This window comes from Octadecabacter dasysiphoniae, from assembly GCF_021532615.1.
GTDB classification, from domain to species: Bacteria; Pseudomonadota; Alphaproteobacteria; order Rhodobacterales; family Rhodobacteraceae; genus Octadecabacter; species Octadecabacter dasysiphoniae.
On the sequence record NZ_JAKGAQ010000001.1, the window covers coordinates 675,875 to 687,696 of the forward strand.

General features: G+C 56.1%; 16 protein-coding genes. 7 read left to right on the plus strand and 9 right to left on the minus strand.

All coding sequences use genetic code 11. The annotated features are described in order from the left end of the window. The first annotated feature begins 71 nt into the window (after positions 1-71). The gene (locus L0664_RS03320; RefSeq protein ID WP_235224204.1) at positions 72-1,448 is read left to right on the plus strand and encodes an MATE family efflux transporter; all 1,377 of its coding nucleotides are present in this window, start codon (positions 72-74) and stop codon (positions 1,446-1,448) included. Positions 1,449-1,474: 26 nt separating this feature from the next. Here L0664_RS03320 and L0664_RS03325 read toward each other — a convergent pair whose 3' ends face one another. Further along, positions 1,475-1,891 carry a hypothetical protein gene (locus L0664_RS03325; protein ID WP_235224205.1) on the minus strand — a complete coding sequence of 139 codons (417 nt, stop codon included), beginning with the start codon at positions 1,889-1,891 and terminating at the stop codon, positions 1,475-1,477. 60 nt (positions 1,892-1,951) lie between these two features. Next, on the minus strand, positions 1,952-3,154 hold the full coding sequence (locus L0664_RS03330) for a pyridoxal phosphate-dependent aminotransferase (RefSeq protein ID WP_235224206.1): 1,203 nt from the start codon (positions 3,152-3,154) through the stop codon (positions 1,952-1,954). Positions 3,155-3,244: 90 nt separating this feature from the next. Between L0664_RS03330 and L0664_RS03335 the strand changes: the two genes are divergently transcribed. The 3 genes from L0664_RS03335 (at position 3,245) to L0664_RS03345 (ending at position 4,514) form a co-directional block, all read left to right on the plus strand. Beyond that, positions 3,245-3,640, plus strand: coding sequence for a helix-turn-helix domain-containing protein (locus L0664_RS03335; RefSeq protein ID WP_235224207.1), 396 nt, complete (start codon positions 3,245-3,247; stop codon positions 3,638-3,640). Then, complete coding sequence (locus L0664_RS03340) at positions 3,637-3,906, plus strand: succinate dehydrogenase assembly factor 2 (RefSeq protein WP_235224208.1); 270 nt, start codon at positions 3,637-3,639, stop codon at positions 3,904-3,906. Before L0664_RS03335 ends, L0664_RS03340 begins: the two co-directional genes overlap by 4 nt. Before the next feature lie 92 nt (positions 3,907-3,998). Continuing rightward, complete coding sequence (locus L0664_RS03345) at positions 3,999-4,514, plus strand: MarR family winged helix-turn-helix transcriptional regulator (protein ID WP_235224209.1); 516 nt, start codon at positions 3,999-4,001, stop codon at positions 4,512-4,514. Here the strand turns inward: L0664_RS03345 and L0664_RS03350 are convergent. From L0664_RS03350 to L0664_RS03370, 6 genes are read right to left on the minus strand one after another with little or no spacing between them, the layout of a single operon-like run. Then, positions 4,508-5,020: a DUF1194 domain-containing protein gene (locus L0664_RS03350; protein WP_336247086.1), complete on the minus strand. Its 513-nt coding sequence runs from the start codon at positions 5,018-5,020 to the stop codon at positions 4,508-4,510. The genes L0664_RS03345 and L0664_RS03350 overlap by 7 nt on opposite strands. Further along, the gene (locus tag L0664_RS18620; protein ID WP_336247087.1) at positions 4,992-5,222 is read right to left on the minus strand and encodes a DUF1194 domain-containing protein; all 231 of its coding nucleotides are present in this window, start codon (positions 5,220-5,222) and stop codon (positions 4,992-4,994) included. Before L0664_RS18620 ends, L0664_RS03350 begins: the two co-directional genes overlap by 29 nt. Next, a complete protein-coding gene (locus tag L0664_RS03355; RefSeq protein ID WP_235224886.1) occupies positions 5,219-5,905 on the minus strand; it encodes a DUF1194 domain-containing protein in 687 nt (228 codons plus the stop codon). The genes L0664_RS18620 and L0664_RS03355 overlap by 4 nt, the downstream gene beginning before the upstream one ends. Before the next feature lie 29 nt (positions 5,906-5,934). Further along, complete coding sequence (locus tag L0664_RS03360; RefSeq protein WP_235224210.1) at positions 5,935-6,369, minus strand: VOC family protein; 435 nt, start codon at positions 6,367-6,369, stop codon at positions 5,935-5,937. A gap of 56 nt (positions 6,370-6,425) precedes the next feature. Continuing rightward, positions 6,426-7,826, minus strand: coding sequence for a hypothetical protein (locus L0664_RS03365; RefSeq protein WP_235224211.1), 1,401 nt, complete (start codon positions 7,824-7,826; stop codon positions 6,426-6,428). After that, positions 7,795-8,799, minus strand: a complete 1,005-nt coding sequence (locus L0664_RS03370) for a thymidylate synthase (RefSeq protein WP_235224212.1) — start codon at positions 8,797-8,799, stop codon at positions 7,795-7,797. The genes L0664_RS03365 and L0664_RS03370 overlap by 32 nt, the downstream gene beginning before the upstream one ends. A 205-nt stretch (positions 8,800-9,004) precedes the next feature. Between L0664_RS03370 and thyX the strand changes: the two genes are divergently transcribed. The 3 genes from thyX (at position 9,005) to L0664_RS03385 (ending at position 11,315) form a co-directional block, all read left to right on the plus strand. Then, complete coding sequence (gene thyX, locus L0664_RS03375) at positions 9,005-9,913, plus strand: FAD-dependent thymidylate synthase (RefSeq protein ID WP_235224213.1); 909 nt, start codon at positions 9,005-9,007, stop codon at positions 9,911-9,913. 3 nt (positions 9,914-9,916) lie between these two features. Beyond that, positions 9,917-10,831, plus strand: a complete 915-nt coding sequence (locus L0664_RS03380) for a DUF4238 domain-containing protein (RefSeq protein WP_235224214.1) — start codon at positions 9,917-9,919, stop codon at positions 10,829-10,831. Between the two features lie 160 nt (positions 10,832-10,991). Beyond that, the gene (locus tag L0664_RS03385; RefSeq protein WP_235224215.1) at positions 10,992-11,315 is read left to right on the plus strand and encodes an arsenate reductase family protein; all 324 of its coding nucleotides are present in this window, start codon (positions 10,992-10,994) and stop codon (positions 11,313-11,315) included. 167 nt (positions 11,316-11,482) lie between these two features. On the opposite strand, the gene L0664_RS03390 is transcribed toward L0664_RS03385, so the two are convergent. Continuing rightward, positions 11,483-11,689, minus strand: a complete 207-nt coding sequence (locus L0664_RS03390; RefSeq protein ID WP_235224216.1) for a cold-shock protein — start codon at positions 11,687-11,689, stop codon at positions 11,483-11,485. Positions 11,690-11,822 lie beyond the last annotated feature (133 nt).

Genomic DNA, 11,822 nt, shown 5'->3' on the forward strand with positions numbered 1-11,822 from the left:
TCACTGATCCGCGCCGTGCCAAACGCGCCACAGCGCTGGACCTGTTTGCGCTTTAGGCCTAGTCGTTTGGTATGACCCAGACTCTCTCATATCGCGAACACACCAAGCGGTTGTTGAAACTTGGCCTGCCTCTGGTCGGGGCCAATGTCGCCGGATTTTCGATCCATATGACGGATACGATCATGCTGGGGTGGTATTCGGTCACGTCTTTGGCCGCCGCCACTGTTGCGACAGGGCTGTGGTTTATCACCTTTATCATCGGCGCGGGGTTTGGTCGCGCGGTGACACCTTTGGTCGCAGAAGCTGCTGAGCTTGGCGATGAAACCAGCGCGCGCCGCGTCACCCGCATGGCGTTGTGGCTGTCCGCGATCTATTCCGCGCTGCTGATTGTGCCATTTATGTACGGGGAGGCGGTGCTTTTGGCGATTGGCCAAGAACCCGCCGTCGCAGCGCAAGGCGGGCTGTATTTGCGCATCGCTGTGTTAGGAATGTTTCCGGCCATGGGGGCGCAGGTGATGCGGTCCTATCTTGGTGCGATGGAACTGACGGCGATCCAGCTTTGGATCACGTTGGTTGCGCTGGTGGCGAATGCCGTGGTGAATTACGCACTTATTTTCGGCAACCTCGGTGCGCCTGAACTGGGCATCGAAGGGGCTGCGGTTGCTTCTGTGGTGATCCAGATCGTTCAGATGATCGCCCTGATGATTTACGTGCAATGGAAAAAGCCCGAGGCAGAGCTGTTCCGCCGTATCTGGAAATCCGACAACGAGGCGATTGCGCAAGTGTTTCGCCTAGGCCTACCCATCGGTCTGACATCGTTCGCTGAAGGGGGCTTGTTCGTGGCGTCGTCGGTGATGATGGGCTGGATCGGGGAAATTGAGCTCGCCGCGCACGGTATCGGAATGCAGCTAACTGCGTTCATGTTCATGTTCCACGTTGGTATGTCAGAGGCTGCGACGATCCGCGCCAGCCGCCAGTTTGGCGCGCGCAACGAGGCCGAATTGCGCCGCGGCGCCAAAGCAGCATACGCCGTATCGCTCAGCTTTGGGGTTCTGGTTATTGTGTTGTTCTTGACCATGCCCGGAGTGTTTGTCGGCTTGTTCATTGACCCGGACGACCCGGCCCGTGATGCGGTTTTGGCGCTGGGAATCGTGCTGATCATGTTGTCGGCGTTGTTCCAGTTCGTGGACGCCGTCCAAATTGTCGCGCTGTCCGTGTTGCGCGGTGTACAGGACACGGGCGTGCCCATGTGGCTGGCCTGCGTCAGTTATTGGGTGATCGGAATCCCGGCGAGCTACGCGATGGCGTTTGCGCTTGGCTGGGGGCCGGTCGGTCTTTGGCTTGGGCTGACGGTCGGTTTGGGTGTTGCGGCGGTGTTGTTGAACCAGCGTTTCTGGGGGCGGTCTGTCCACATTGCCCGATCACCTGCGCCTGCGGCGGGCGGGTAGCCGATTTTCTTCGAAAATCGGCGGCGCTATTCGGCGGCGTCTTGTGCGTTCATCAGGCGGTCCGCCTTTTTGCGCACAAGGATAGAGCGAAGGTCGTGCATGGCCAAAAGCAGCGCGTCCGTCACATCTTCAAGCTGATCATCCGCGGCTTTGGACTGGACCCATTGGGTGGTGATGTTGAGGTAGTCCACGGCACGGTGGATGTCATCAATATCGCGCTGGGCCAGCAGCGCCATACGCTCTGCCATCCAAGTTTCAATCTGCGCGATGTCTTCGTCGGACAACTGGCGATCGCCGTGGGGTTTTACTTCGCCATTTTTGATATTGATGACAGCGATCTGGTCCATTTCGATGCGGCGCTGACGGTTTTCGGTGTCGACGCGAAACACCGCAGCCCCGTTTTCGCGGACACGGAAATAATAGTCTGGAAGATCACCGGCCATGCGTCACCTCATTACAATTCTGCCCCAAGTGTAACAGCCACGCTGGCGTGGGGCTAGCGCTTAGCGAAGGGCCGCGCAGAAGGTCTGGATGCGATTGCACGCCTCGCGCAAGTCCTCGTCCGAGGTGGCGTAGCTGACGCGAAAATTCGGGCTGAGGCCGAAGGCCGCGCCAAAGACCACGGCAACACCTGTTTCATTCAACAGCGCGCTCGTGAACACTTCGTCATTGGTGATTTTTGTGCCTGCAGCGGTCGTCTTGCCGATGCATCCCTGAATATTGGGGTAGACGTAAAACGCGCCTTCGGGCTTTGGGCAGACAATGCCGTCCGCCGCGTTCAACATGTCCACGACCAGATCACGACGGCGGATAAACATCTCGTTGTTGGGCGCTAGGAAATCCTGCGTCCCTTCCAAGGCTTCGATTGCGGCCCATTGGCTGATTGTGCAGGGGTTGGATGTCGATTGGCTTTGGACCTTGCGGATCGCGTCAATCAGCGCCTTGGGTCCGGCCGCATAGCCAATACGCCAGCCGGTCATCGCGTAGGCCTTTGACACGCCGTTCATGGTCAACGTGCGGTCATACAGGGCGGGTTCCACTTGGGCGGGTGTGCAGAACTTGAAATCGCCATAGGCAAGATGTTCATACATATCATCGGTCAAAATCCACACATGCGGGTGGCGCACCAGCACGTCCGTCAGCGCCTTTAACTCATCTCGTGAATATCCGGCGCCTGTCGGGTTGGACGGGGAATTGAACAGAAACCATTTGGTTTTGGGCGTGATCGCCGCCTCAAGCTGGTCGGCAGTGATCTTGAAACCTGTCTCAAGCGGGGCTTGGATGAACACAGGTTCGCCCCCCGCCAAAAGCACCATGTCAGGATAGCTGACCCAGTAGGGGGCCGGAATGACGACTTCGTCACCGGGATTTAACGTGGCCATAAAGGCGTTGTACAACACTTGCTTGCCGCCCGTGCCAACGGTGACTTGATTGGGCACATACGTCAGGTCGTTGTCGCGCGCGAACTTTGCGCAAACCGCCTTTTTCAGCTCCGGAATACCATCAACGGCGGTGTATTTGGTCTTTCCTGCCTCAATCGCAGCGATCCCTGCGGCTTTGATGTTGGCGGGCGTGTCAAAATCAGGCTCCCCCGCGCCAAGCCCGATAATGTCGCGCCCCGCCGCCTTGAGTTCCTGCGCTTTAGTGGTTGCGGCAACCGTGGGGGAGGGTTTGACGCGATCAAGTGTCGCGGAAAGAAAGGACATGTCGGACCTCGTCTGGAAGACTGCGTTCAATCATGTCATATGGACCCCAAGACACGCTGGCAAGAAACCATGATCGCAAAGGATTTTTTTATGCAAGACGCCCCGGACCCGAACGATTGGTACAGCGAAGAAACCGCAACTTTCGGTGATCGGCTTGCCGCCGCCCGCGAGGCCGCGCATCTGGCACAAAAAGAGCTCGCGCAGCGGGTCGGCATCAAAACCGGAACTTTGCGCAATTGGGAAGAAGACCTGAGCGAGCCGCGCGCCAACCGGCTGAGCATTCTGGCAGGTATTCTGGGTGTTTCGCTAAGCTGGCTTTTGACCGGCGAAGGCGAAGGCGTCGCCGCCCCTGACGAAGAAGAATCCATCAACCGTGACATGACTGACCTACTGACAGATATGCGCGCTGTGCGTGCGCAGATGGCGCAGGCGACGGATCGTCTTGCGCGGCTGGAAAAACGACTGTTGGCGATGGCAAAATCATGACCGAACCGCTGGATGTGATGCGAAAACGGCTGCACATGCGGTCGATCCGACGCGGTATTAAGGAAATGGATCTGATTTTAATGGCCTTTTCCAAGGCCCGTTTGGCGGGACTGGATGCGGCGCAATTGACGACATATGATGCGCTGCTGTCAGAGAATGATCATGATTTATATCAATGGGTTAGCCTTCAAACTGCGGAACCTGACCATTACGTGGAACTGATGGACATGATCCGCGAAGGTGCGGTCGGAATTACGAAGCCCTAACGCGCGTTATTGATAAATTTCATACGATTTAACGGATTGTTTTCAGTTCACATGGCATCCGAGTCGCAGATGTATTGGCGACGGAGATCAAGATGAGCCTTCATTCCCTACCGACAGCACACGGCGCCCCGCCAACGGGCCCCGAGGCTGAATTTATCACCACGTATCTGGATGCGTTGACCTTGGTCGAAAGGCTTCATCGTCTTTTGCTGGACGTCATCAAGGACGAATTTGAACGTGTTGGCGTGCTGGAAATCAACGCTGTTCAGGCGTTGTTATTGTTCAACATCGGCGACAACGAAGTCACCGCCGGAGAGCTGAAATCGCGTGGCTACTACCAAGGCAGCAACGTCAGTTATAACCTGAAAAAGCTGGTTGATATGGGCTATATGCACCATCAACGCTGCGAAATTGACCGCCGCTCAGTGCGTGTCCGCTTAACCGAAAAGGGCCGTGCGGTGCGTGATGTCGTGTCTGATTTGTTCATGGGCCATGCAACGGGGCTTCAGGATAAAGGCGTGTTGGATATGAACGGTTTGGACGAAATTGCAACCGCCCTGCGCCGTGTTGAACGGTATTGGACCGACCAGATCCGTTATATCTACTGAAGCTCCCCAATGGCGAGGGTCGTTAGTTCGCGCAACAGCTTGCGTCGCATGGCATTGGCATAATCCTCAAACCCGAGGGCCGTTTCAACAAAGGCGTTGGGGCCGCGGATGACATAGGCCGTGTAATAGGCGGTCAATTCGCCTATTTGCAGGTCGCGTTCGTGCCCGAAGTTGCCATCGTCCACGCCGATGACCAATCCGTTGACGGTGACACCGTTTGGGGTACCTGTAACGTCTTGCGGGCGCTGGCCGGTATTGCCTTTGCCATCGCCGGAAATGTCTAGGGTTCGCGTCCAGCAGTCCGGTTGCCGTTCAAGCAAGGCAAATCCGGTTTGCAATGCCGCGCCAAGGCCTGTGCTTGGCCCCATATCTGCGCGCTGGGTGCTGCGCAATGTGGACTGAATGGTAAGAAGGCGTGCCTCGTCGGTGACGTCTGTCCAGTCAAGAACAATGCGGGCGTCTGTGGGATCAGACCATTCATAAATGGCCAGACCGCACGGGGGCATCCATTTGCGACAAAAGGGCGTCAACAACGTCAGGATGACCGAGCGCATCGGCCAAACCGTCCAATTGTAACCGGTATTCACGCCGATCAACGGACCCAGACACATCAAGGCCAAGCGCCAGTGCTTGTCGACAGTTTTGCGCCGATGCAGGCGATGCGATAGAAAAAGCACACAAAACCGCGAAAGAAATGGCCCTGATCATCCGCCATGCTCGTCTGAAACAGCGGCATTTTGGCCAATCATCAACACGCCCAATTCGCGGATCAGCTTTGCCTCCATCGCGCGGGCAAAATCCTCAAACCCGTCTGCGAATTCAACAAACGCGGCGGGGCCTTGGATGACGTTTTGTACATAGTAAGACAGCAGATCGATCTGCCCTTCGCGAAATGCCGCATCATCGGGTTCTTCAATGACAAGGCCGTTCACTGTCACCCCGTCTAGATCGAAGACATCATAGGCTTGGCGGGGTTCAAACCCGTCATTGTTCAAACCGTCGCCAGACACATCGATGGTCTGCGCTGCACAATCGGGTGCCACTGCCAGCAACCCCGCCGAAAACCCCAAAGCATAACCAAGGGCCGTTGGACGTTCGGCAACGATGCGGCGTGTTGTTGCGATTTGTGTTGCCACTTGCGTCAAGGTGGCTTCGTTTTCGATCAAGACCCAGTCTTGGATCAGTCTTTGATCATTGCGGCCCGACCATTCAAACACAGCCAATGCGACAGGGGCGTCACTGGCGAAAAACGCATCGCGCACAGAGGGGGCAACCAGGGCGGCGGCAAGCCCCGCACGCTGGAGCGCGTCTTCGGTCGCATCGACCGAACTGGACACATCCATCGCTAGCACTAAAGCGAGGCGGCAGGCCTGCGCGCCGTGTCCCCACATCGTCAAACCTGCCACCAAGATTAATGTTTTTACCAAGAACCTGTGTTGTCCATGCTGGCCCACGGTTCCGCTTTTTCGAGGGCATCGCCTGCTTGCAACAATTCGATCGACACATTGTCAGGGCTGCGCACGAACGCCATATGCCCATCGCGCGGGGGGCGGTTGATCGTCACGCCATTGTCCATAAGGTGTTGGCAAAGTTCATAAATATTGTCGCATGTATAGGCGAGGTGGCCAAAGTGGCGGCTGTCTGAAGGTAGGCCATCATCGCCGTCCCAATTGTACGTCAGTTCCACATCATTGTGGCCGTCGGCGTCATCGGGTGGGCACATGAACACAAGCGTAAACCGCCCGCCTTCGCTTTCGCTGCGGCGGCGTTCAACCATTCCCAAAAGTTTGTAAAATGCGATCGACGCGTCGAGATCTTTGACGCGCACCATGGTGTGTAGGTATTTCAGGGGCATGTTTTCTCCTTTGGTGATGGGAGAGAGCCTAGCACGCGCAGCGGTGGCGACCAGTGTCAGAAGCTGGAACGCACACCAATATTGAGAGAATATTCATCCCGTTGAAACCGGCTGACATTGCTTTGCGTATCCTGCACACCCAATGTGACGACGGGCACGAAGCCCGCGTAATCGATGCCCGGAAAAACCGCGCTGATGCTACCAAAAATCCGCGTGTCCTGTCGCCCACCAGGGACGGGCACAAGGATCGTGTAGTCACGATAGTCGGCCAAAGACACGCCCGCGGCCACGGACAGCTCAATCGGGCCGATTGGATCGGCCCAGGTGTATGTGATCTGGCCTGTGACGGATTCAAAACGCTCATTGGGTTGTTCAGACGATTGCCCCGACACCGACAGGGCTGCCGTGATCCGGTTTCCTGTGTCGGTAAAATGGGTCAGCGTTGTGCTAAGGCTGCGGTCCTGATTGGTGCGTGGGAATGTCGTGTTGAGGTCGATGGATTCAAGCCTGCCAACCACAGACAGCCGCGTCCGTTCCCCCACCGGAATCGCATACCCCAATCGGCCGCGCAGATACGTGCGGCTTAGATCACCGCCAAACCACGATGCGCCGATCAGGGCTTGTGCTGACACAGTTCCGACGCCCGCCCGTTGGCTGTGATCCAGTGAAAATTCCAGAATCTGCGATCCAAAATCCGAATTTCTGCTGTCGGGTGCAATTGTGCGTGCTTCATTGTTCAGCCAAACGGCCCGGGCGTAGGCGCGGGCACCCAGCGTCGTGCGCCGCTGTGCGCTGCGTGACACATCGTAGGCCAAACGGACGTCGGCCACGCCGATGGTACCGGGCAGGGCGCGCGCGGCACCGCTAAAAACCCCGACCAAGGGTGTCCCGTCAGGGTTCGTGACCCCGTCAATAATATTGAATTCTGAATCCGTTCCGCCGTTCACATTGCTGGATGGCGTAATCGAAAATCCAAGCCGCACCGACCACGGGTTAAGGTTTCGCACGCCACGGTAATCCTGCTGTGTCTGGCGAAACGCGCGTTCATCCGGTGCATTCACCGCAGCCCGGCGCAGCCAGATTTGGCTGAGCGTATATCGTTCTTCGTTTGCTGCCGCGAGGGCCGTCAGGCGCGCGGCCTCGTAGCGTTCATCGTCAGTTTGTGACAATCGAAACGCCCGCACACCGGCACGGCGACCATCGCGCGCAGCACCCAATTTCGGCTGAACGGCAGCCAGAACAATAAGGGCGTCGCGGTCATCGGCATCTGCATCCGTCAGCGCCAGCGCAAAATCACGTGCCAGCTCAAATTGTCCCTGAAGGGCTGCTTGACGTGCCGCAACGCGCCCCTCCTCGAGGCTCAGTTCGAACGTTTGTGACAGAGAGGGGGAGCTTAACCAGATAAAAAGAAAGGCTAAGGCCTGCTTAAGGGTCTGGGTTAACCGGAATTGCGTCACAAAGAGCATCCTCACCAGTCTGGCCACATTGGGTCAGCACAAACACGCCAAACTCGATCTCGTTATCAATCGCTGGTATCCAGTCCCCATCAAGGTTGGTCGTACCGGCAACGCCTGCCGCCTCGGTTCCACCAAACGTGCCACCATACGCACCAATGCTTTCTTGTGCCGGGTTTTCAACGGTGCCCAAGAACGTGCCTTCGGTTGTGATTGTCGCCGGGATTAAAAACACATCATCCAGTTCGACGCCGCCAAGCAGCGTCGTTAGACCCGCGCTGAGGTTGGAAAAGGACCGCTCATAGATCGCGCCGTTGATCGTGTTGTCCTGAAAATCCGCGTTGATAAAGATATTGCCGACAATCTGTGCCGGCTGATCGGGCCTGATGGCGTCATCTGTATCAGCGGGGAGGGGAAGCAAAGCCGCGCCGTCGCCATCAAGGTTGGACAAACCGGCGTAAACACCCGCGTAGCTGACCAGACCCGTATCATTTGTAGGGTTGCCAGGTGTGTAGTTGCCATCGGTCGCGTAAAAACCGCCGCTAAAGAATTTGGTGAACTGGCCACCGTCCATCACGACAGCGCCAACGACGGACCCATCGGAGCTTTGGGCGGCAATTGCCACGAACATACGATCAAGTGCGTCGTCTTGGTAACTGAACACTTGATAGCCCTGCGCCAACATTTCCGTCGTCGCCAGGCCAGGGTTTGGCGTGTATTCTGATAACGGAATATCCGTGTCAGAACGATCCAGAGCAGCCAGATCGACGAACAACGTCCCCAATGTCGGATCAAACGCGACAGACCGCAAATCGTCGGCCAATGACGTGGGGATACCTTCTGTCGTGACTTCCTCACCGTCGTCGATAACCGGCGCGTCGCCCGCGTCTTCTTCTTCGGTTGCCATAAAGGGATTGGCTGAATCGCAGGCGGCCAAAGAGGCGACCAACGCGAGGGCGGTGAAAATTCTGCTCATGACATCGTGTCCCAGACTGTATGTGCGCGGTTGTGCGTCGTTGCGCCCATAGTCGGAAATTGCGCGCCTCAAGTCAACGCGGGGTTCACGTGAAATCCCACTGGATATCGCGGTTTTCGCCACAAGTTTGCGTAGATATAGTGTATCCCATCACTTTAGGCAGAATCACCGCCTCCGACATTCTCGCGAAACAAAGGACAGACCCATGCCCGTGACCCCCGAACAACAGGCCGAAATCGACGAACTGCGCCAAGCCACACAGCCGACGTTGCGCGCGGTGTCGCCGGGGATGGAGAAGCATCTGTACAAAGCGGTTGATGTCCTCGACCACGGTTTTGTGCGCGTCATTGATTACATGGGCGACGACGAAGCGATCTGTCAGGCCGCCCGCGTGTCCTACGGGCGCGGCACGAAATCGGTGCAAAACGACGAAGGCCTGATCCGCTATTTGATGCGCCACTGGCATTCCACCCCGTTCGAGATGTGCGAGATTAAGCTCCACGTCAAACTGCCTGTGTTTGTGGCCCGCCAATGGATCAGGCACCGCACGGCCAACGTCAACGAATACTCCGCACGCTATTCCATCCTTGATCGCGAGTTTTATATCCCACGCGCTGAGGATTTGGCCGCCCAATCTGTCGTGAACAACCAAGGCCGTGGTGAGGCGCTGACGGGCGAAGAAGCCGAACGCGTGCTGCGGTATTTGAAAGACGATGCAGGCCGCGCCTATGACCACTACGAAGAAATGATTTCTGACGAAGGCCAACAGGGGCTGGCGCGCGAACTGGCCCGCATGAACCTTCCGGCGAACATCTACACCCAGTGGTACTGGAAGGTCGATCTGCACAACCTGTTCCACTTCCTGCGCCTGCGCGCGGACAAACACGCCCAATACGAAATCCGCGTCTACGCCGATGCGATCTGCGAAATGGTCAAAGACTGGGTGCCAGCGGCCTACGGAGCTTTCGAAGACTACCGCTTGGGCGGGGCCACGTTGTCTGGCAAAGCGTTGGAATGTATCCGCAAGATGGTGGCTGGGGAAAAGGTCACGCAGGAAACGTCAGGGATGAGCAAGGGCGAGTGGCGTGAGTTTATGGGAGTTGTTGGGGGGTAAAAGTTGGCTCCGAAGTATAAAAAAAATCACTTTGTAGCAAAGTCGATAATTGCTCAGTTTCTTGGTGCTGGCGGAAAGGTCACCCTTTGGGACAAAAGCGTTTCTGAAAATTTAGAGCTTAGAAACCCAACGAGCGTGCATTCTGTCGACTACCTTTATGCAAAGTGGGCAGTTGATGGAACGCGGAACAGTGAAGCTGAGAAGGCACTAGATGACGAAGTCGATGATCAATCAGTAGCGACTATTAAGGAACTAATTGAAAGTTTCGAATCGACTGGACGTTTCGAGGTGACTTTGCTCCAACGTCTGTTCTTTGCTAGGTTGCTCGCGAGGACTTTCATACGGAATCCCACCACTCTTAACCATTTAGCTGCTTTACCTAGGGTTAGATTTGGTTTGTTTCTGCATCGTATATCCCGATGGATAGAACGAGGTAAAAATGCTGATATCGCATATGAAAGATATGGGAGGGAACGTGTATTACTAGGGGAGTTAGCTAGTCAGGCCGCCACATCTAATATCGATTCATTTGTGATCGAAATTGCCAAAAGAGGCTTTCAGTTTTGTATACCGGAAAACAACGCACGCAATTTTATTCTTGGTTCACAACCGTTCTTGATTAACAATATTGCAAGTGAACAAGCCAACAGTAGTCGAATAGTACAGTTACCTGACGAATCGGGAGAATTTTATCTCGTCTTACATCCACGTATTATGATTAAAGTTCATGGCCGTGAAGATTTTTTCGAACCAATTCCCCTTGATGATGAAGACATGAAACGGATCAACGGACTTTTTGTAAAGTACAGTAATTCAGTGATAGCGGTGAATTCCAGTGATCTAGACGAAGTCTGGTATAAGGAGTTTGGCAAAGAGACTGAGGATGATTTCGTCAGAGTATCGATTAGTCAGAAATAGGCTTCATAAGAGCGAAACTCCGTTTCGCACGCGCCTGACCCTCCCCACGGGAGGGCGCGTTCCGCACCCACCCTGGGTCAGGCGCGTGGGTCGCCGATAGGGTGGTGGCATTTCAGATGGATTTTAGGCACAGTCGCCCAAACAACCGAAAGCCCCACCCATGATCCTCTACGGCCTCCCCACCTGTTCTGAATGCAAAAAGGCCGAGAAGGCTTTGACCGAAGGTGGCCACAAAGTCACCTTCCGCGATGTGCGCGCGGAGCCCATGTCTGAGGATGAATGGGCCGTATTGCTCGCCGAGTTTGGCGACAATCTGGTGGATCATAAATCCCAAGCCTACCGCAACCTCAACGCGTGGATGCGCGAGAGCGAGGCGGATGCGCAATTGGCCGACACTCCCGCCCTCATGGCGCGGCCTGTGATTACGGATGGCACCACATACACGCTGGGATGGGACGACGCGGCGCGCGGGGCGTGGCTCTAGCGGCGGCATGGGGAAGGGGGGCGCCATTCTCCCCTGACAGCGCGGGGTACAAAGGCCCATGCTCAGCGTATGAATACACACACGCAAACCACGCAGCACAACCCGTTGTACCCGCTGACACCCCAGCAGGTACGTGATTTATTGGCAAAACTGGTGGAAAAGACGGGTTAGACCGCCTTCAGGTCACCGGCCATCTTGCGCCCGTCGCGGCCCTCGATCAGTTCGTATTCGATCGCCATGTCATCGGCCAAACCTGTCAGGCCCGATTGTTCCACCGCCGAGATGTGCACGAACACGTCCGCGCCGCCTTCTTCTGGTGCGATAAAGCCGAAGCCTTTGGTTGTGTTGAACCACTTCACTGTGCCTTTGGGCATGATAGTCTCCTTCACTTGCCTTAAGGGGCCTCTTGCCCCGCCGTGACGTTAATCTTAGGTCGTGTGTGAAAAAGGCAAATGACAAATCCGCGCAGAGCAGCAATGGTGCGCGGGATGTCGCAACAGGAGGCAC